We start from the raw sequence: 20,123 nt of genomic DNA, 5'->3' as shown, positions 1-20,123 counted from the left end.
TGAGAACCCCCCTTTCGAACCGGACACAGAAGCGGGCCGCCCAGGGGCGGGCGGTCCACCGGACGAGAGGGACAAGACTCATGAGTTCTGTTCTGCGCCAGCCGGCCTCGGACCAAGATCCGTTAATGGCTGCCGAATACCGACCGATCTCCTCTCACCTGGCGATCACACCGCCGGTGAGCGTGGTGATCCCCGCCATGAATGAGGCGGAGAATCTCCCCTACGTCTTCAAGACACTTCCCGGCTGGATACACGAAGTGGTTCTTGTGGACGGCAATTCCACCGACGACACCGTGGAAGTGGCCCGCGAGTTGTGGCCCGGCGTGAAAGTCGTCGAACAGAGCGGCAAGGGCAAGGGGGATGCCCTGATCACCGGGTTCGAGGCGTGCACCGGCGACATCATCGTCATGGTGGACGCGGACGGCTCGGCCGACGGCCACGAGATCGTGTCGTACGTCTCCGCCCTGGTCTCGGGCGCCGACTTCGCCAAGGGCTCACGATTCGCCAACGGCGGCGGCACGGACGACATGACCTTCATCCGCAAGCTCGGCAACTGGGCGCTGTGCACGATCGTCAACCGCAAGTTCGGCGCCCGCTACACCGACCTCTGCTACGGGTACAACGCCTTCTGGCGGCACTGCCTCGACAAGATCGACCTCGACTGCACCGGCTTCGAGATCGAGACCCTGATCAACGTCCGGGTGGTCAAGGCGGGTCTGAAGGTCCAGGAGATACCCAGCCACGAGTACCTCCGCATCCACGGCACCAGCAACCTGCGCGCCGTGCGGGACGGGTTCCGGGTCCTCAAGGTGATCCTCGGGGAGCGCTCCAACCGGCGTGCGCTGCGCCGGCGGGTGCGGCACTCCCCGATGCTCACCACGGGCCGGGGAGAGTCGTCTTGAGCGATCCCGACATCTCCGTCGTGATCTGCGTGTACACCGAGGACCGCTGGGAGGACATCCTCGCGGCGGTCTCCTCGGTGCGCGCCCAGTCGTATCCGGCGCTGGAGACCCTGCTGGTCGTCGACCACAACCCGGTGCTCCTGGAACGGCTCACGAAGGAGTACAAAGAGGCCGCTCAGGTGCGGGTGCTCGCCAACGCGGGCCCCCGCGGCCTGTCCGCGGGCCGCAACACCGGTATCGCCTGCTCCTACGGCGAGGTGATCGCCTTCCTCGACGACGACGCCGTGGCCGAACGGGACTGGCTGCGCCGCTTCGCCGAGGGGTACGCCGACCCGAAGGTGATGGCGGTCGGCGGCCGGACCATGCCCGTCTGGGCCTCCGGCCGCCGCCCGCACTGGTTCCCGGAGGAGTTCGACTGGGTGGTCGGCTGCACCTACCGGGGGCTGCCGGCGGGCCGGGTCCGGGTCCGGAACGTCCTCGGCGGAAACGCTTCTTTCCGGCGTACCGCCTTCGACGCGGCGGGCGGCTTCGCCACCGGCATCGGACGCGACGGCGACAAGCGCCCGCTGGGCTGCGAGGAGACCGAGCTGTGCATCCGGCTCAGCCGGGCCCGCCCGGACGCCGTGCTGCTCATCGACGACCGCGCGGTGATCCACCACCGGGTGCCGCGGGCCCGTGAGCACTTCGGCTACTTCCGCACCCGCGCCTACGCCGAGGGTCTCTCCAAGGCCCTGGTCGCCCGGAGTGTGGGTGCCGGCAAGGGACTCGAGTCCGAACGCCGGTACACCACACGTGTGCTGCCCGCGGGGGTCGCTCGTGGCCTGCGGGACGCACTGCTGGCCCGGCCGGGGGGCGCCGGCCGGGCCGGGGCGATCGTCACCGGGGTACTGACGGCGGCGGGCGGCTACGTGGTGGGAAGCGTGCGGGCCCGGCGCGGCGGGGCGACCTTCACCGTCGCCGCGATCGAGGGGGACCTCATGGCCGGAGCGGAAGGGGGACGTCATGACTGAGGCGCCGGTGCCGATCCTCATGTACCACTCGGTCGCGACCGCGCCGAACGAGGCCACCCGCGCGCTGTCGGTGGCCCCGGAGGCGTTCGCCGAGCAGATGGCGCTCATCGGCGACCTGGGCCTGACCCCCGTCAGCACGGCCGACCTGGCCGGAGGCTGGCGATCCGGCGGCCCGCTCCCCGACCGGCCCGTCCTGATCACCTTCGACGACGGCTACGAGGGCGTGCACCGGCACGCGCTGCCCGTCCTCGCCAAGCACGGTTTCGCGTCCACCCTGTTCGTCTCGACGGGCTGGATCAGGGGCGCGTACGACACCGGAGGCGGCCTGGACGCCATGCTCGACTGGGACCAGGTGCGCGAACTCGCCGACGCCGGCTGCGAGATCGGCGGGCACAGCCACACCCATCCGCAGCTCGACCAGCTGGCCGACGACCGGCTGCGCGAGGAGCTGGTGCGGTGCCGGGAGATCGTCACCGAGCAACTGGGCACCGATCCGGCCTCGTTCGCCTACCCGTACGGCTACTCCAGCCGCCGGGTCCGGCAGGCCGTGCGGGACACCGGGTACGCCCAGGCGCTCGCCGTCGAGAACGGCCTCGCCCGTCGCCGCCAGGGTCCGTACGCGCTGCACCGCATCACCGTACGCCGCAGCACGGACGCCACGGAGTTCGCACAGCTGCTCGAAGGCCGTGCGATCGCCCGCAACTTCGCCAGGGACCGTGCCCTCACCAAGGGGTACGCCGTTCTCCGCAGAGCCCGCCAGGTCCGCCGGAAGGCCATCCGTTCCCGTGTCTGACACGACGACCACCACAACCGAGGCCACGACCCACGACACCGCGGCGCCCGAGCAGTCGGGGCGCCGCCTTCGGCTGCCCGGCAGAGGCAGCTCGTCCGGCGGCAGCCCGCTCTTCCGGAACGCCTACGCGCTCATGCTCAACACCGGCATCTCCGCCGTGCTGGGCCTGGGCTTCTGGCTGGCGGCGGCCCGCTACTACTCCGAGTCGGCGGTCGGCCAGGGCTCCGCCGCGATCGCCGCCATGAAGTTCCTCGCCGGGCTGACCGCGGTCACCCTGACCGGCGCGCTGGCCCGCTTCATCCCGGTGGCCGGACGCCGTACCGGACAGCTCATCTTCCGTACCTACGCGGGCAGTTCGCTGATCGTGGCGATGGCGGCCGGCGTCTTCCTCATGACGCTCGGGGTGTGGGGGCCGTCGTACCGCTTCCTGCACGGGCCGGTCAACGGGCTCGGGTTCGTCGTGGCGGTGATCGCCTGGAACGTGCTCACGCTCCAGGACGGCGTGCTGACCGGACTGCGCAACGCGCCCTGGGTGCCGGTGGGCAACACCGTGTTCTCGGCGGTCAAACTGGGCCTGCTGGTCGCCTTCTCGGTGGCGATCCCGCTGACCGGCGTCTTCGTCTCCTGGGTCGCCGCCATCGCCACCTCGGTCGTACCACTGGGCTGGCTGGTGTTCCGGCGCCTGGTGCCCCGGCACATCAAGGCGACCGAGAAACACGCCAAGCCGCCCACCCTGAAGGAGATCGGCAGGTTCCTGGCCGGCGACTACACCGGTTCGCTGTTCTCCCTCGCCGTGGTCTACCTGATCCCGGTGATCATCGCTTCGCAGGTCAGCTCCGAGGACAACGCGTACTTCTACATCACCACCACCATCGGCGGTACCACCAACCTGCTCGCCATCAACATGGGCGCCTCGCTGACCGTCGAGGGCTCGCACGACCCGGCCCGGCTGGCCGGCAACACCCGGGCCGCGCTGAAGCGGATGGCCCGGATCATGATCCCCATCTGCGCGCTGCTGTTCTTCGGGGCGCCCTGGATCCTCGGCGTGTTCGGCGCGGGCTATGCGGACGCCGCGACCCCGCTGCTGCGCTGGTTCGCGGTCGGCGCGCTGCTCAGGGTCGTGATGGAGACGTACTTCGCGGTGCTGCGCGCCCAGAGCCGCACGGCCGGACTGGCCTGGCTGCAGGGCCTGCTGTGTGTGCTGGTGCTCGGCCTGACCCTGCTGCTCCTGCCCCGGATGGGGCTGACCGGCGCGGGCGTGGCCGAGATCTCCAGCCTCGCGGTGATCGTGACGATCGCGGCGCCCAAGCTGTGGCGGACGCTCCGGGCGGCCCCGGCCGACGTCCCGGAGGACGCGGCACCGGACGGGGACCTCGCCGACCTGGGGGCCCGCGAGGCCCCGGCCACCACTACGGCACCGCGCAGGCGGGGCCCGGCCTGGGCGCTGGACACCGACACGCTCGCCCTCGGCATCCATGTGGACTTCGACCACGTGGAGCGGCGGCCGGACGTCCGCCCGGGGCCCGGAACCCCGCCCACGGGCACGCCCGTCGTCCTCCCGGACGACCGGCCCACCCGGGCGCTGCGGCCACCGCGGAACCTGGGGCTGCCGGTGGAGGCGAGGGAGCCGGGCGCGGAGGCCTCGCTCGGGCCGGCCGAGGCCTCACTGCTGAAGGAGGCGGAGGTCGACGCCCCGTTCGGGGAGGCGGTCGTACCGGAGGAAGAACCGGTGCCGGCCGAGCCTGCGGAGGAACCGGCGGCAAAGCCCGCGCTGTCGCTGCGGGCGCGGCTGGTCCCGACCCGCCAGGGAGTCGTCCTCGGCTGTCTCCTGATCGCCGCCCTCCTGCTCTACTGGGTGCCGGCCGCCCGGCTCGACGACGCCGACCTGGACCGGATGGGCGGGCTCGGGCTGATCTCGGTGCTGCCGCTGCCGACGCTGGTCGGGGCGGCGCTGCTGATCACGGTGTTCGCCGCGCTGCTCTGGCTGGGCCGGGAGCACAAGGCGCTGTTGCTGGTCACGCTGCTGGCGACGGTCGTGTCACTGCACGCCCTGCCCGCCGTGATCGAGACGGAACCGCGCTTCCCGACCGCCTGGCAGCACCTCGGGTTCATCGACTACATCGACCGCACCGGGTCGGCCGTACCCGACCTGGACGCCCGCTGGAGCTGGCCGGGCTTCTTCGCGGCGGCTGCCTTCATCGGCCGGGCGTGCGGGGTCACGGACTTCACCGAGGTCATCCGCTGGTGGCCGACGTTCGTCCAACTCGCCTATCTGGCTCCGATGTTCCTGCTCGTACGATCGCTGCGGGCGAGCTGGCGGGCGAAGTGGACCGGCATCTGGATCTTCGTGCTGTGCGGCTGGGTCGGCCAGGACTACTTCTCCCCGCAGGGCTTCACGTACCTCCTCTACCTGATGTTCGTGGCGATCCTGCTCGTCTGGTTCCGCGCCCCGCACGTCATATGGACGAAGTTCCGGCCGGGCGAGGCCGAGGTCGAGCCGACGGACCGGCGCCAACAGGCCGTGCTGCTCGTGGTGCTGGTCGGCCTGTACGCGGCGACCGTCCCGGCGCACCAGCTCACCCCGTTCGTGATGCTGGGTGTGCTGGCGGCCCTGGTCCTGATCGGCAGGTCCGAACTGCGGGGCCTGCCCATCCTGTTCGGGGTGGTCGCGGCGGTCTGGCTGGGCTTCATGGCCGAGCCGTACTGGTCCGGGCACTTCAACGACCTGTTCGGCGGGGTCGGCGGGGTCGGCAGCAATGTCTCGACCTCGGTCTCCGGCCGTATCCAGGGCGGCAGTTCGACCCACAAGCTGGTCCTGTACGTCCGGGTCCTGCTGGCCGGCAGCATGATGGCCTTCGCCGTCTGGGGCTGGTGGCGCCGCCGCTTCCACAGGTACCGCGAGCGGTCCCTGCTGGTCCTGACCTTCGTCCCGTTCCTGGGCTTCGGCATGCAGTCGTACGGCGGCGAGATGGCGCTGCGGGTCTTCATGTTCGCCCTGCCGGGCGCGGCCCTGCTGGCGGCTCTCGCCCTGTTCCCGCGCACCGGCGCCACGGCGAAGGAGCGGGAGAAGGACAAGGTCAGCCTGGCGCCGGTGGCCGCGCTCATGGCCGGGTTGCTGCTCATGGGCGGCTTCCTGGTGGCGCGTTGGGGCAACGAGTCCTTCGAGCGGGTCCGGCCCGGCGAGGTCGCCGCCATGGACTACGTCTACGCCCATGACAAGCCGACGGCACGGCTGCTGTGGCTGAGCAACGACACCGTCAACGACGTGACCCCGGCGATTCCGTGGGGCGCGAAGGACATGGAGCGGGTCGACTACGTGCCGACGCTGGCGCCGACCGACCCGGTGCTGGTGTCGAGCCTGGTCAAGGCGCTCAAGGACGCCGGCCCGAACTCGTATCTGATGATCAACAGGAGTCAGGTCGTCTATCTCCAGATGGACGCCGGTTACTCGGCGACCTGGGAGAGCCGGCTGATCCAGAACCTGGACGACCGGCAGGATCTGACGAAGGTCCTGGTCAACGACGACGTGACCATGTACAGGCTGCGGACGCAGCCCGCGGGCGCGGTGGAGAGTCCGGATCCGGGGCCGATCGGGCCGCGGATCACCTGGACGCCGTGGTCGGTGGTCGGCGGTCTCGCCGCCGCGGCCCTGATCCTGCTGCTGACGGCACGCGAGGTGGTCCGGGTCGCGGTCCGGCCGGGGGTACGTCAACTGCGGTGGCTGCAGGGCAGCTTCTGGTTCTCGCTGCCCCTGCTCGCGGTGCTGCTGGCGTCGCTGGCGCAGCGGTTCCTGACGCTCAAGTAGGCGGGTCGAAGTGGCTCACCAGGCTCACCTGGTGAGCCACTTCACCTCGTACCCCTTCAGGTCGAACCGCTTCCCGTCCACCTGCGCGCTGATCGTCCGGCCGAGGGTGTTGACGACGAGCACGGTCCTGTCGCTGGCGAGGACACGCACGTTGGGCGCGTCGTCCTCGGCGACGGAGACGGTCTCGTACCGGGTCCCCGGCGGGAACGCCTTCCCGAACCTCGACACCAGGCCGTACATGGGGAGTCGCCGTCCCCCGTCGGCGCTGTCGGTCGTGGTCCACAGACAGCCGGCGCAGTCGCCGCCCTTCTCGTCCTCCGGGTTCCAGTAGAAGCCGGAGTCGGCGCCGCCCCTGACCATGGCGATCATGCCGGCGGCCTGGACGGCGACCCGGTGCGGTTCGGTCCAGCCGTCGCGTTCGTCGCTGCCGTCGGCGGGCTCGACGTAGTACTCGGCCCACCACAGCGGCAGGTCATGGGTCTGCTTCCGCACCCACTCGCTCACGTACGTCAGCTTGTCCGTGGCCGCGAACTCGTTCGGCAGCAGGTCGTCGTCGTTGGTGTAGCTGGACCCGTCGACGACCACGAAGTCCGCGCCCGCCTTGTGGGTGTTCCAGTAGTCGAAGGCGTCGATGACCCGCTGGTCCATCACGCCCCAGGCGCCCTTGAGGGTAGGTGAGGCGTTCTCGGTCTGGCGCGGGTCGAAGCTGTCCATGACGAGATACGGCCCGCCGACCATGATGTCCTTGTTCACGGCCTTCAACGCCTTGTAGACGAGGTTGTAGAGCCGGGTGTAGCCCTCGTAGTCCCAACGGGCCTCGTCGTTGTTCCAGAAGCCCTTGAACTCGTTCCAGACGAGGAAGTGCCGTACGTCCGGATAGCGCCTGGCGACGGTCGCGGCGAGGTTCGCGTAGTCCTGGTAGTGGTCGGGGGTGGGGGCGGTCTCCAGGGCGGCCTGGCTCCAGTCGGTGTTGTTCACACCGGCCTTGCCGCCCTTCATCCAGTCCGGCGAGCAGCACAGGGTGATCACCGGGGTGCCGCCCGACCTGCGCATGAAGTCGACCCGGCGGTCCAGGGCACCGAAGTCGTAACGGCCCTTCACCGGCTCGGGGTTGTCGGCGCCCCAGCCCATGACGGCCTGGTCCTGGGGCAGCCCGCCGTCCTCGGAAAGCAGGTTCTCGACCCGGTCGGTGGCGGCCGCACTGCCCTCGTCGGCGCTGTACTGGGTGTGGGTGAAGCCCCAGCCCACGTATGGCTTCGTCGTCTCCGGCGGGGTGGCCGGCGTGCCGTGCACCTTGTCGCCGTCGCGGGTCGTGCCCGCGGTGCCGCCGCCCCCGGGCAGCGTGTTGATCAGTGTCACGATCAGGGCGAGAGCGGCCACGCCCACACCGAGCAGGGCGGTGAGCCGCCACCGCCGAGCCCCCGAATTCCACTCATGACGTCCCATCAAGGACAACAGTAATGGCGGAAATCGCCCCGGGGGCAGGTATCGGGGATCGACAGCTGTGTAACAGGGCCAGGGGGGCACTCCGGATACTCCGGAAGCTCGGCGCACACCCGACACTCTGCGCCCACTTCGGAAAACGGGTGCGCGGCGGGCCCCGGTGTCGGATCATGGCGGCATGTCTGCCAAGCCGCACGAGTCGCTGCCGATCCGGCTCAACGTCGACGACTCCGACTCACCGTCCGACGTCGTCGACGCGCTGTTCCTCGGCCGCTTCGCGACGGGCGAGCAGCCGTACTCGCACGCGGCCAACATCGACCGGGTGCGCACCGGGGCGACCCTGCTGCCGAAGGAGGCGCGGGTGCTGCGGGTGGCCCGCGACGACGACCGCAGCGCGACGCTGGCGGAGGGCGACGGCTGGACGCTGCTGGTCTCCCGCTGGAACCGGGGCGCGGACGTCACCGTCACCGCGACCACCGCCGAACTGGCCGCGAAGGTGCTGAACGAGACGACGGACGGCGCGGCGGACGAGCCGGAGCCCCAGCCGGACAACGTGACCATGGGGTTCTGGTACGTCTCCCCCAGGCGCGGCCCGCACCGCACCACCCGGCAGATCTCCGCCGGCACCTGGGACGAGGTCCGCGCCAACTACACGGCACCGGTGGCGGACGCGATGGACCGTCTGATGAAGACGACACCCGAGGACATCGCCGGCCGTCTCCTGCTGCTGCACGGGCCGCCGGGCACCGGCAAGACCTCCGCCCTGCGCACGCTGGCCCGTTCCTGGCGGGACTGGTGCCAGGTGGACTGCGTCCTCGACCCCGAACGGCTCTTCTCCGACGTCGGCTATCTGATGGACATCGCGATCGGCGAGGAGGACGGCGCCGGCAAGGGCCGCTGGCGGCTGCTCCTGCTCGAGGACTGCGACGAGCTGATCCGCGGCGAGGCCAAGCACACGGCGGGCCAGGCCCTGTCGAGGCTGCTGAACCTCACCGACGGTCTGCTCGGCCAGGGCCGGAACGTCCTGGTGGGCGTCACCACCAACGAGGACCTGGAGCGCCTGCACCCCGCCGTGGTCCGCCCCGGCCGCTGCCTCGCCCGTATCGAGGTGGGCCAGCTGACCCGCCCCGAGGCGGTGAACTGGCTCGGCGCGGAAGAGGGCGTGGGCCGCGAGGGAGCGACCCTGGCGGAGCTGTACGCACTGCGCCGGGGCACGGCGCCGACCTCGGTACCGGGCGCACGGGAGGACGCGGACGCGGGGCTGTACCTGTAGTGCTTTGATGGGGGTATGCCCCTGTTCGTCGGGACCTCGGGCTGGCAGTACAAGGACTGGCGGAACGTCCTGTACCCGGCCGACGTGCCCATGCGCCGGTGGCTGGAGGAGTACGCGGCGCACTTCGCGACCGTCGAGCTGAACAACGCGTTCTACCGTCTGCCGAGCCGCGAGAACTTCGCGTCCTGGCGGGACCGGGTCCCCGCGGACTTCGTGATCGCGGTCAAGGCGAGCCGCTATCTCACGCACATCAGACGCCTGAAGGATCCCGCCGAGCCGGTCGACCGCCTGATGACCCACGCGGCGGGCCTCGGCGACCGGCTGGGTCCGGTCCTCCTCCAGCTCCCGCCGACCCTCAAGACCGACCCGGCCCTGCTGGACGCCTGCCTGGCGTGCTTCCCGCGCGGTACGAGGGTGGCGGTGGAACCCCGCCATGACTCCTGGTGGACGCGGGAGACCCGCGAGGTCCTGGAGCGCCGGGGCGCGGCCCTGTGCTGGTCCGACATCCAGGCCCGCCCCATGGCCCCCCTGTGGCGCACCACCGACTGGGCCTACGTCCGCTTCCACGAGGGCCGGGCCGCTCCCTGGCCCCGCTACGGCCGCCGTTCCCTGGAAACCTGGGCCGACCGCATCGCCACGGCGTATCCCAAGAAGGCCGACATCTACACGTACTTCAACAACGACCCGGGCGGAGCGGCGGTCAGGGACGCGGCGGCGTTCGCGAGGGTCGCGGAGCGGGCGGGACTCCCGGTGACACGAACACCACAGCCGACTACCAGCGGTTGACCACCTTCCCCGCCGCTTCTTTCTCCCTCGCCGCCCTGCTCAGTCGAGGCCCGAGACCCCCTACCCCCCATAAGCCGCCCGCAGGGCGTCCCGCACCGCGGCCAGCGCCTCCTTCTCCCCCAGCCCCAGCCGGCGCACCCGCTCCGCGTACGCCTGTGCGGCCGACGACGCCTCGCGCTCGGCGGCCGACCCGGCGGCGGCGACGAACGTTCCGTTGCGCCCCCGCGTCTCGATCACCCCGTCCGTCTCCAGCGCCCGATACGCCTTGGCCACCGTGTTCACGGCCAGCCCCAGCGACTCGGCCAGCCCCCGCACCGTCGGCAGCCGGTACCCCACCGGCAGCACCCCGCCCCGCGCCTGCTCGGAAATCTGCGCCCTCACCTGCTCGTACGGCGGCGCGCTGTCATCAATGTGGATCTTCAGAGTCACGGCCCGATTCTCCCGTATCCGCCGGAAAATGAGAGGCATCCCGCACTCGCCCCCGCATAGCGTGCGCCCCATGACAGTGATCGTGCGCGATCTGCGCCCCGACGCCCGGTCGGATGCCGAAGGCTTCGCCCTGGTCCGGCAGCTGGCCCTCCCCTACATGCTGTTCACCCCGGAGTCCCTGGTCCACGACCTGACGCACACCCACCCCGACGCCCGCTTCCGCCAGCTGATCGCGGAGGAGGACGGTGAGATCATCGGCACGGCCCAGGTCGGCCTCGCCCACGAGAGCCCCGAGCCGGGCCAGGGCTTCGCCAACGTGTACGTACATCCGGAGCGCACCGGCCGGGGCGCCGGCACCCTCCTCGTCCGTACGGCGGAGTCGCACCTGTCGGACGCCGGCGCGACCACGTCGTACGCCTGGGTGCTGGACGCCCCGTCCCACCGGGCCTTCGCCGAGCACCGCGGTTACACGGCGAGCCGCTCCGCCCACTTCCTCCGCCTCGACCTCGCGCACGGCACACTCCCCCCGCTCCGGACCCCGCCCCCGGGCGTCGAGCTCCGTACGGCCGCCGACTTCGCCGACGACCCGCGCCCGCTCTTCGCCCTCGACGCGGAGACGACACTGGACGAACCCAGCGACATCGACACCGAGTTCGCCGACTACGAGGCCTGGCTGGACGGGACCTGGCGGCATCCGCTGTTCAGCCACCAGCTGACCTCGGTCGTCCTGGTGGACGGCCGCCCGGCGGCGTTCAGCGCGGCGCGCACCGACGGCGGCACCCGCTATGGCACCGTCATGACCGGCACGGCCCGTGCCTTCCGCGGCCGGGGCCTGGCCAAGCTCGCCAAGAACGACTCCCTGCACCGCGCCCGCGCCGCCGGCTGCACGGAGGCGTTCACAGGCAACGACAGCGGCAACGGCCCGATGCTGGCGATCAACAAGTGGTTCGGGTACGACATCTGCGCGACGGAGGTCAGATATGTCCGCGAACTCGGCTGAGCCGACGGCCACGGTGGACGTCGTCCTGGTCAAGGCGGGCCGCACGAAGATCCGTTACCCCGCCGAGCTGTTGCACGACGACGGCACCCGGATCGCCGTACGCGCGCCGTGGACCGGTGACGTGGCCCGCGACTTCGGCTTCGTCCGCTTCGAACAGGGCGATGTCTTCACCGAGTTCTACTGGCGCGACCGCTGGTACGCGGTCAAGGAGGTCCGCGCCGCCGACGGCACGCTGAAGGGCTGGTACTGCGACGTCACCCGTCCGGCGACGCTCACCGGCGGCGAGCTGGTCGTCGAGGACCTCGACCTGGACCTGTGGCGGTCCGCCGACGGCACGGACGTCCGCCGGCTGGACGAGGACGAGTTCGCCGAGAGCGGGCTGGCGGCGCGGGACCCGGAGGCCGCCGCGGCCGCCGTCGCCGCGCTCGACACGCTGGAGACGCTGGCCCGCGAGCCGGACTTCACCGCCCTGCTGTCCTGAGGCGTCCCCTCGCATGTCCTGAGGCACCCCCTCACACCGTCGCCACCACCGCGTACCGCTCGTCGTCCACCTCCTTGCCCCACAGCACCGCCCGCGCCGACAGCCGCTCCACCCGCACGTCCGCGGCGAGCGGCGCCAGGAGGCCGGTGAGCCGGTCGGCGGGTATGCCGACCGGGGTCACGGTCCCCCACACCCCCTCCACCAGCACGAACCGCCCACCGGGGCGCAGGAGGCCGCGCCAGTGCCGCAGCACACGTGCGGGGTCGGGCAGCGCCCACAGCACATGCCGTACGAGCACGGTGTCGAAGAGCCGCTCACCCACCGGCGGTGCCGCCGCGTCGCCGAGGAGGAACACCGCGTCACGGCCGGCGAGCTTGGCGCGGGCCCGCTCCACCATCGCCGGGGAGCTGTCGACCCCGGTGACGTGATGGCCCTGCTCGGCGGCGAGGAGGGCCAGGCTGCCGGTGCCGCAGCCGAGGTCGAGGAGGTCGGCGGGGCGTCCGGGCAGCCACGTCCGGAGCCGCTCCGCCCAGGCCGCGCGCACCTCGGGCGAGCCCAGCCCATGATCCGGCTCGGCGTCGAAGGTGGCGGCCTGCGCATCCCAGTCGACACTCACCGCAACAGTCCGGTCACTCTCGTTCGTCATGCCCCCAGCGTGACACCTGCCACTGACACTCGGTCCGTGTGACAGCGACCACTGACAGACCCCGCACCGATGAGGAACTCTCGCCCAAAGGGTCTACCTCCGTGACACCACGGATCTCGGTAGGCACTGAAGGAGGCAGCCATGCGCCGCACAACCGTGCAGAAGCCCCTGAAGAGGACGGACAGCCGCCGGATCCGCGAGGAGGCCGACGAGCGCCCCGCCGGACGCCCTGAGGTGCGCAAGGACATCGCACGCACCTGGTGGCCGGACGGCTGACCGCGCCGGTCCCCCCGCGCGTTCTTCAGCCCAGCCGCTTGCGGTAGTGGACGCGGTCGTACGGCCCGTCCACGCGCCGCCCGACGACCTCGTAGCCGTACTTCGGGTAGAGCTCCTGGTTCTCCCACATCAGCGCGTTCGTATAGAGCCTGGCCTCGGGCAGGCCGAGCGCACGCGCGCGTGCGTCCACGAACTCCAGCAGCCGCCGTCCCACCCCCTGCCCGCGCGCGTCGGGGCGGACGGCGATGCTGTCGAGGAACAGATGGTCGTCGTGGGCCTCGATGACGACGAGCCCGATCACCGGCTCCCCGGCGACGAACACCCTGCCCGCGGCCACATTCGCCGTGTGGTCCGCCTCCATGGGCTGCGGCACCACCCCTATGCGCGCGATGTAGTGGTGGTACGCCATGTCCGTCACGGCCTTCACGGCCGGTACGTCGGCGGCCCGGGCGGGCCGGATCTCGTCGTTCGCCATGGCGGGAACGCTAGCTTCCTCAGCTCAGCCTGAGCACTCCCTTAAGGCGACCATAAGGATCTCCCTCGCCCCCTCCCAGCAGGCGATTTCACGGTTTCTTGGGGCTAGCTTTCTGATCGCCCCCACGGGATCCGGCCGGGCGGGACCGAGCCCGCCCCGAGGACCGTTCTGAGGAGTTTCCCGTATGACTCCGGGGCCTGACCGGCGGCTCAGGCCGGACAGGCCCCGGCGGCGTTCAGTTGGGCAGCGCCGCTCAGCTGAACGCCGACGCACAGCTGGTGGCGGTGGCGTGTGCCGGGTCGAGCGCGTTGGCCACCTCGTGGAAGGCGATCCGGTCGAAGAGCCCGATCGCCACGTGCTCGGAGAGGTCGAGCGAGCAGAGGTCCTGGAGCAGGACGTTGTGGACGTCGGAGCCGCTCAGGTACTGGCTCCGCCAGGGGGTGGCCACCTCGTCGTACTTGGTGGCGATGACCGTGTAGTGCACGCCGGGGACGGTGTCGCCGCCCGCGTTGAGCTTGGTGAGGAAGGCGGAGTCGGGGATCTGGTCGGCGAGGCCGGGGGTACTGGCCTTGATCAGGTCCGCGGCGCCGGGGAAGTACGGCAGCAGGTTGGTGAGGCCGCTGATGGTGGCGCCGTGGTTGTCGGGGGCGAGGCCGACGAGGGCGTTCACCTTGGCGGAGCCGCCGAGGAACTTCAGGTAGTAGCGGGGCATCATGCCGCCCTGGGAGTGGCCCACGAGGTCGGCCTTGGCGGCGCCGGTCGCGCTCAGCACCTTGTCGACGTAGGCGGAGAGTTGCTCTGCCGACTTGTCGATGGGGCCGAGGCCGTAGAAGAGCGGGACGCCGGACAGCTGGCCGTAGTCGAGGGAGAAGACGCAGTAGCCGCGGTCCTCCAGGTACGGGGCGAGGGAGAGCCAGTTGTCGACGGAGTTGCCCAGTGTGCCGTGGACCAGGATCACGGGGCGGGGGTGGGCGGCGGAGGGGCGGCAGGAGTAGTCGTTCCAGCCGGTGCTGGGGGCGCTCGACGCGTGGGCGGTGGCGGCGGGGACGGTGGCGACGGCGGCGGCGAAGAGCAGTGCGGTCAGGGGTCTGAGCACTCGTTTCCAGGGCAGCATCGTGTGATCTCCTTGCGGCTCAAGGGAGTTGCGACGGCCTTACGCCCTGTGATCCGGATCACGAGGATGCTGTTCACTCATCAAGTTACGGACGAGTAGTGCAATCGTGAAGTTACGCGTCGGTAAAACTTCCGAGTAACCGGTCGCGCGCCACCCGCCTGACGGGGTGTCACCAGCTGGGCCTGAGGGGACCATAGGGTGCGATACGCCAGATCACTCCACAACACGCACGTCTGCCCCGGCCAAAACGACGGAGGTTCCGGTACGGCGGGTGCCGTACCGGAACCTCCGGGATCGCGGGCTGTGCCCTGCGGTCAGTAGGTGGTGATCTCCTCACCGGCCGCGTTCCAGGCCCGGGTCCACCCCTTGGAGGAGATGGACTCGGACACGGTCACCATTCCGGGGGAATGGTCGATGTGGCCGCCGACCTGGCCCTCGGGAACGGGTGGGAAGGCGACGTCCAGATGGTCACCCTCGGCGAGTTCGTACTCCATACCCGAGGGCTCGAACTGCACGGTGAGCGGTCCCACGAACGCGGAGATGCGGACGCGCACTCCTACCACCCTTCCAGGATGTACTTCACGGGTCGGCGCTCGGGTTCTTCGGGGTCGACTCGCCGACCTTCTTGTAGGCGTCGTACACGACCTGGATCTGATCCTTGGTCCAGCCCGCCTGCTTGAGCTTGGCGATGTGCGAAGCGGCCATCAGGGCGTAGTTCTCGGCCTTGTTGGCCCAGAGCACACCGTTGCCGAGTTCCGGCAGCTTACTGTGGCCATGAGCCTCGGCCACCAGCTTGACCTTGGCGAACTCGTCCGCGACCGCCGCCGCGGCCTTCGCGGAGCGCTCCACGCCCGCTGCCGCGTCGGCGGCCAGGCCCGCGTCGCGGGCGGCGGACACCGCCTCGGTCACACCGGAGCCGGCCAGTGCCGCCGGAGCAGACCTCACACAGGGCGACACAGCCGCGAACCGTCACCCGCCCACCCGCCCCGAGCCGCTGAAGCACTGCGGCAAGGCGGCCGCAGGGGTGATTTCGCCCAACTGCCCCACCAGGCCGGAGAGCCGACAGGACGGCGCCTGCTCGGGACGCCACCTCGCCCTCAAGAATCGCTGATGTGTTCGAATCGAGTGTCGCCTACCTGGGTGGATGAGGTTAGAGTAATCGAACGCGAGTACGATGAATATATCGGGCGTACGGTCGAAAAGGGGTGGAGTGATGGAGGTGCGGCATGGCGGGCTTCGTCCATCTGCACGTCGCGTCCGGTTACTCCGCCCGCTACGGCGCCTCCCACCCCGAGCAGCTCGTCCGGCAGGCGGCGGACCGGGGCATGTCCGCGCTCGCGCTCACCGACCGGGACACGGTCACCGGAGCTGTTCGATTCGCGCAGGCCTGTGCGAAGGAGGGGGTCAGGCCGGTCTTCGGCATCGACCTTGCGGTGGCGGCCCTGGCGCCCCCGCCGCCGGTCCAACGCCGCCGCACCCCGGCGCGCGGCGGCGCGCACGTGGTCGAGCCGCCGTTGCGGTTCGTGCTGCTCGCCCAGGACCGGGCGGGCTGGGCCCGGCTGTGCCGGATCACGTCGGCCGCCCATGTCGGTGCCGTGTCCGGTACCCCGCCGGTGGTGCCGTGGGAGGCGCTGCGCGAGTACGGCGGCCCGGGCCTGACCGTGCTGCTGGGGCCGCTCTCGGAGCCGGTGCGGGCGCTGTCGGTGGGCCGCGAGGACGTGGCCATGAAGCTGCTGGCGCCCTGGCAGGAGGTCTTCGGGAAGGGGGTTCGATTGGAAGCCGTCGCGCAGAAACGTTTCGGCACCGGTCCGGGATCCCTGCGCCTGGCCGCCCGTACTCTCGCGCTGGCCGACCGCACCGGCACCACCGCCGTGCTCTCCAACGCCGTCCGCTACGCCGACCCCGACCAGCACCGCCTCGCCGACGTCCTGGACGCCGCCCGCCTGCTGCGGCCGATCGACCGGCGCCGGCTGGACAGCGGAGAGCGCTGGCTCAAGGACGAGCGAGGAATGGAGACCGTCGCCCGCATGATCGTCGAATGCGCCGGAGGAGACATCCGTCGGGCTCGCAGGCTGATGGCGGACACCGCCGCCACCGCGGACACGTGCACCGTCGACCCGGTGGCGGACCTCGGGCTCGGCACCCCGCACCTCCCCGAACCGGCGCTCTTCGGCGCCGAGCCCAAAGCCGGCGGCGCGGCCCGGCTGCTCCGTCTGCGCAGCGAGGCCGGCCTGGTCCGGCGCGGCCTCGACCGCGACCGGGCGGCGCTCGCCCGGCTCGACGAGGAGCTCGCCGTCATCTCCCACTGGAACTACGACGCGTACTTCCTCGCCGTCGGACAGGTCGTCGCCGACATCCGGGCCAAGGGCATCCGGGTCGCGGCCCGCGGCTCCGGCGCCGGCTCCCTGGTCTGCCACGCCCTGGACATCGCCACCGCCAACCCGCTCGACCACCACCTGCTGTTCGAACGCTTCCTGAGCAGGCGCCGGGCGTCCCTGCCCGACATCGACATCGACGTGGAATCCGCCCGCCGACTGGAGTGCTACGACACGATCTTCGAACGCTTCGGCAAGGAGCGGGTGGCGGTCACCGCCATGCCCGAGACCTACCGCGCACGCAGGGCACTCAGGGACACCGGCCTCGCCCTCGGCATCGCGCCCGCCGACATCGACCGGATCGCCAAGAGCTTCCCGCACCTGCGCGCCTCCGACATCACCGGCGCCCTCGCCGAACTGCCCGAGCTACGACAGCTGGCCACCGAGGCACACCGGTACGGCCCCCTGTGGGAACTGGCCGAAGGCCTCGACTCCCTGGTCCACGGCATGGCCATGCACCCCTGCGGTGTGGTCATCAGTGACGCCACCCTCCTGGACCGGCTGCCGGTGCAGCCCACGCCACAGGGCGACTACCCCATGGCCATGGCAGCGAAGGAGGAGATCGAGGCGCTGGGCAACATCAAGCTCGACGTCCTGGGCGTGCGGATGCAGTCCGCGATGGCCCACGCCGTCACCGAGATCGAACGCACCACCGGCAGCAGAATTGATCTGGACGACCCCGAACAGGTGCCGCTCGACGACGTCTTCGCGTTCAAGCTCATCCAGGCCAGCCAGACCCTGGGCCTGTTCCAGCTGGAGTCCCCCGGCCAGCAGGACCTGCTCTCCCGGCTCCAGCCACGCGACGTCCAGGACGTCATCGCCGACATCAGCCTCTTCCGCCCCGGCCCGGTCGCCGGTGGCATGCCCGAGCGGTACATCGCCGCCCGCCACGGGGGCGCACCCTCCTACGCGCACCCGGACCTGGAACCGGTCCTCACCGACACCTACGGCGTGACCATCTGGCACGAGCAGATCATCGAGACGCTCTCGGTGCTGACCGGCTGCGACCGGGCCTTCGCGGAGATCACCCGGCGGGCGCTCGGCGACAAGGAGCAACTGCCCAGGATCAGGGACTGGTTCCACGAGCGGACCCGCGCGCGCGGCTACAGCGCGGCCGTCCGGGAGGAGGTGTGGAAGACCGTCGAGGCCTTCGGGGCGTACGGCTTCTGCCGCGCCCACGCGGTCGCCTTCGCCGTACCCGCCCTGCAGAGCGCCTGGCTCAAGGCGCATCACCCGGCGTTCCTGCTGGCCGGCCTGCTCGAACACGACCCCGGAATGTGGCCCAAGCGCGTCCTGGTCTCCGACGCCCGCCGCCGCGGGGTCCCCGTCCTGCCCGTCGACGTCAACCGCTCCCAGGTGAAACACACCGTGGAGAAGACCGACGGAGACCGGTGGGGCGTACGCCTCGCCCTCTCCGCGGTGCATGGCATCAGCGAGGACGAGTGTGCCCGGATCGAGGAGGGGCAGCCGTACGGATCGCTGTCGGACTTCTGGCAGCGGGCACACCCCAGCAGACCCGTCGCCGAACGCCTCGCCGAGATCGGCGCCCTGAACGGTCTCCACGACGGCCGCCTCACGCGCCGTGATCTGCTGCTCCAGATCGCCGAACTCCACCGCCAGTCCCGCACCCGGACCGCTGGTGCGGGCCAACTGTCCATCACCGCAGACGCCGTCGGCGGGGCGGAGCCGAGCGGGCTGCCGGAGATGACCGGACGCGAGGCCCTGAGCGCCGAGCTGAGCACCCTCGGCATCGACATCTCCAAGCACCTGATGGAGCACCACCACCGGCTGCTGCGCGAGATCGGCGCGACCGACGCGGCCCACCTGGCCGGCCTGCGCGCCGGTCAGCAGGTGCTGGTCGCGGGTGTGCGGGCCTCGACGCAGACCCCGCCGATCGCGAGCGGCAAGCGGATCATCTTCGTCACCCTGGAGGACGGCTCCGGCCTGGTCGACCTGGCCTTCTTCGAGGACTCCCACCCGGCCTGCGCACACACCGTCTTCCACAGCGGACTGCTCCTCGTCCGCGGCACGGTCCAGGTGCGCGGCACCCGCCGTACCGTCGTCGGCACCATGGCCTGGGACCTGGACGAGATCGCCGCCGCCCGCCGCGACAACGGCCCCGAGGCCGCCCTCGCCCTCCTCGGCGCCAGCCGCCCCCACCCGACCCCCGCCCAGCCGCACCGCACCCTGACCGACGGCACCGCCGGCGCACGCCTCCACCCCTACGCCGACCTCCAGCCCGCCGGCACCCGCTCCGCCGACCTCAAGAAGTTCGGCCACCGCAGCCCCGGGAGCGCGGGATGAGCGCACGTCAGCGGCACATCGCCCACCTTCACCTGCACGCCGTACTGAGTGAGGCCCAGTACGACGACGTAATCGAACTGATGTCTGGTATCACGCCTCATGTGCAGGCCGTACCGCCCAACGCCGTTCAGCTGGACCTGACATCGGCGCTCCGGTACTTCGACCTGTCTTCCTACGATGTGGTCCAGCTGGCGAAGATGAGGCTGAAGGCCCTCTACGGCATCGACAGCAGCGCAGGCCTCGCGAGCAACAGGATGTTGGCGGCCATGGCTGCCGACGCGTCCGCACCCGGCGAGACCACCTGGGTGCCCGCCGAGAGGGCCGCCGAGTGGCTGTACCCACGGCCGGTCACCGCGTTGCCGGGAATCGGCCGTGCCACGGCGACCATCCTCACCCAGTACGGCCTGCACGCCATCGGTCAGATCACCGACCTGCCTTTGGCCACCCTGCAACGGCTCCTCGGAGCCGCCTCGGCCCGGCTGCTGGCCGAGCGCGCCCGCGGCCGGGACCCTCGCCCGGTCACCCCTTCGGCGCCGGCAGAACACCTGCTCGCCGGCCTCGTACTGGAGCGGGACTGCCTCGACCCGGCACAACATCATCGGGCAGTCCTGGGACTTGCCGACCAGATCGGCCAACGCCTGCGCGGTGAAAGCCAGATCGCGCGGCGGCTCACCCTCACGGTCCGGTACGCCGACCGAAGCTCCACCACGCGCGCACGCGCACTACCGGAACCCACCAACCACTCACCCGCCCTCACCGCCACCGCCCTGGGACTGCTGACCGCCCTCGGCCTGCAGCGCGCAAGAGTCCGCGCCTATGCGATCCGTGCTGACGGTCTGCTGCCGGCCGACAGTGCCTACCGCCAGCTCTCCCTGGATCCTGGCGATGCCCGCGCCCGCGCGGCCGAAGCCGCCGCAGACCGGGCGCGCCAGCGCTTCGGACCGGAAGCCGTCCGCCCAGCCACTATGGCGAACTGACCGCTTGCGCCAATGACCTGCGGTTCTGCCGCAG

Annotated in this window: 18 protein-coding genes; 11 read left to right on the top strand and 7 right to left on the bottom strand. The window is 71.0% G+C overall.

The window, feature by feature from the left end; all coding sequences use genetic code 11:
- The first annotated feature begins 80 nt into the window (after positions 1-80).
- The 4 genes from ACGFZQ_RS20690 to ACGFZQ_RS20675 are packed head-to-tail and all read left to right on the top strand — an operon-like array spanning position 81 to position 6,510.
- Complete coding sequence (locus ACGFZQ_RS20690; RefSeq protein ID WP_393841554.1) at positions 81-902, top strand: glycosyltransferase family 2 protein; 822 nt, start codon at positions 81-83, stop codon at positions 900-902.
- The gene (locus tag ACGFZQ_RS20685) at positions 899-1,912 is read left to right on the top strand and encodes a glycosyltransferase family 2 protein (RefSeq protein WP_351740045.1); all 1,014 of its coding nucleotides are present in this window, start codon (positions 899-901) and stop codon (positions 1,910-1,912) included. The genes ACGFZQ_RS20690 and ACGFZQ_RS20685 overlap by 4 nt, the downstream gene beginning before the upstream one ends.
- Positions 1,905-2,705, top strand: coding sequence for a polysaccharide deacetylase family protein (locus ACGFZQ_RS20680; protein ID WP_393841553.1), 801 nt, complete (start codon positions 1,905-1,907; stop codon positions 2,703-2,705). The genes ACGFZQ_RS20685 and ACGFZQ_RS20680 overlap by 8 nt, the downstream gene beginning before the upstream one ends.
- Positions 2,698-6,510: a lipopolysaccharide biosynthesis protein gene (locus tag ACGFZQ_RS20675; RefSeq protein WP_393841552.1), complete on the top strand. Its 3,813-nt coding sequence runs from the start codon at positions 2,698-2,700 to the stop codon at positions 6,508-6,510. The genes ACGFZQ_RS20680 and ACGFZQ_RS20675 overlap by 8 nt, the downstream gene beginning before the upstream one ends.
- 24 nt (positions 6,511-6,534) lie before the next feature.
- Here the strand turns inward: ACGFZQ_RS20675 and ACGFZQ_RS20670 are convergent, their stop codons facing one another.
- Positions 6,535-7,956: a xylan 1,4-beta-xylosidase gene (locus ACGFZQ_RS20670; RefSeq protein WP_393841551.1), complete on the bottom strand. Its 1,422-nt coding sequence runs from the start codon at positions 7,954-7,956 to the stop codon at positions 6,535-6,537.
- Positions 7,957-8,131: 175 nt separating this feature from the next.
- Between ACGFZQ_RS20670 and ACGFZQ_RS20665 the strand changes: the two genes are divergently transcribed.
- Together ACGFZQ_RS20665 and ACGFZQ_RS20660 are read left to right on the top strand one after the other, a co-directional pair.
- A complete protein-coding gene (locus ACGFZQ_RS20665) occupies positions 8,132-9,226 on the top strand; it encodes a DUF5925 domain-containing protein (RefSeq protein ID WP_393841550.1) in 1,095 nt (364 codons plus the stop codon).
- Between the two features lie 15 nt (positions 9,227-9,241).
- A complete protein-coding gene (locus ACGFZQ_RS20660) occupies positions 9,242-10,012 on the top strand; it encodes a DUF72 domain-containing protein (protein ID WP_393841549.1) in 771 nt (256 codons plus the stop codon).
- A 60-nt stretch (positions 10,013-10,072) separates the two neighbouring features.
- On the opposite strand, the gene ACGFZQ_RS20655 is transcribed toward ACGFZQ_RS20660, so the two are convergent.
- A complete protein-coding gene (locus ACGFZQ_RS20655) occupies positions 10,073-10,441 on the bottom strand; it encodes a GntR family transcriptional regulator (RefSeq protein ID WP_351740060.1) in 369 nt (122 codons plus the stop codon).
- 70 nt (positions 10,442-10,511) lie between these two features.
- On the opposite strand from ACGFZQ_RS20655, the gene ACGFZQ_RS20650 reads away from it, so the two are divergent.
- Positions 10,512-11,441 (top strand): GNAT family N-acetyltransferase, encoded by a 930-nt coding sequence (locus ACGFZQ_RS20650; RefSeq protein ID WP_393841548.1) that lies wholly within the window; start codon positions 10,512-10,514, stop codon positions 11,439-11,441.
- Complete coding sequence (locus ACGFZQ_RS20645) at positions 11,422-11,922, top strand: DUF402 domain-containing protein (RefSeq protein WP_393841547.1); 501 nt, start codon at positions 11,422-11,424, stop codon at positions 11,920-11,922. The genes ACGFZQ_RS20650 and ACGFZQ_RS20645 overlap by 20 nt, the downstream gene beginning before the upstream one ends.
- 31 nt (positions 11,923-11,953) lie before the next feature.
- Here the strand turns inward: ACGFZQ_RS20645 and ACGFZQ_RS20640 are convergent, their stop codons facing one another.
- Positions 11,954-12,568: a class I SAM-dependent methyltransferase gene (locus ACGFZQ_RS20640; RefSeq protein ID WP_382533671.1), complete on the bottom strand. Its 615-nt coding sequence runs from the start codon at positions 12,566-12,568 to the stop codon at positions 11,954-11,956.
- 141 nt (positions 12,569-12,709) lie between these two features.
- On the opposite strand from ACGFZQ_RS20640, the gene ACGFZQ_RS20635 reads away from it, so the two are divergent.
- A complete protein-coding gene (locus ACGFZQ_RS20635; protein WP_089102986.1) occupies positions 12,710-12,844 on the top strand; it encodes a hypothetical protein in 135 nt (44 codons plus the stop codon).
- A 25-nt stretch (positions 12,845-12,869) separates the two neighbouring features.
- Here the strand turns inward: ACGFZQ_RS20635 and ACGFZQ_RS20630 are convergent, their stop codons facing one another.
- The 4 genes from ACGFZQ_RS20630 to ACGFZQ_RS20615 form a co-directional block, all read right to left on the bottom strand.
- A complete protein-coding gene (locus ACGFZQ_RS20630; RefSeq protein ID WP_393841546.1) occupies positions 12,870-13,319 on the bottom strand; it encodes a GNAT family N-acetyltransferase in 450 nt (149 codons plus the stop codon).
- Between the two features lie 253 nt (positions 13,320-13,572).
- Positions 13,573-14,433 (bottom strand): esterase/lipase family protein, encoded by an 861-nt coding sequence (locus ACGFZQ_RS20625; protein ID WP_393841545.1) that lies wholly within the window; start codon positions 14,431-14,433, stop codon positions 13,573-13,575.
- Between the two features lie 314 nt (positions 14,434-14,747).
- A complete protein-coding gene (locus tag ACGFZQ_RS20620) occupies positions 14,748-14,987 on the bottom strand; it encodes a hypothetical protein (RefSeq protein WP_393841544.1) in 240 nt (79 codons plus the stop codon).
- A 25-nt stretch (positions 14,988-15,012) separates the two neighbouring features.
- Entirely contained in the window at positions 15,013-15,378 is a 366-nt protein-coding gene (locus ACGFZQ_RS20615) for a hypothetical protein (RefSeq protein WP_393841543.1), read from the bottom strand.
- Between the two features lie 281 nt (positions 15,379-15,659).
- On the opposite strand from ACGFZQ_RS20615, the gene ACGFZQ_RS20610 reads away from it, so the two are divergent.
- Positions 15,660-19,112: a DNA polymerase III subunit alpha gene (locus tag ACGFZQ_RS20610; protein WP_393841542.1), complete on the top strand. Its 3,453-nt coding sequence runs from the start codon at positions 15,660-15,662 to the stop codon at positions 19,110-19,112.
- Positions 19,109-20,089, top strand: coding sequence for an ImpB/MucB/SamB family protein (locus tag ACGFZQ_RS20605; protein WP_393841541.1), 981 nt, complete (start codon positions 19,109-19,111; stop codon positions 20,087-20,089). The genes ACGFZQ_RS20610 and ACGFZQ_RS20605 overlap by 4 nt, the downstream gene beginning before the upstream one ends.
- The last annotated feature ends 34 nt before the right edge of the window (positions 20,090-20,123 follow it).

The sequence above is a fragment of the Streptomyces sp. NPDC048254 genome (genome assembly GCF_043201895.1).
In the GTDB taxonomy this organism is placed as follows: Bacteria; Actinomycetota; Actinomycetes; order Streptomycetales; family Streptomycetaceae; genus Streptomyces.
The sequence above is the reverse complement of the archived record's forward strand: the minus strand, read 5'-3'. Positions and strand labels throughout refer to the sequence as shown.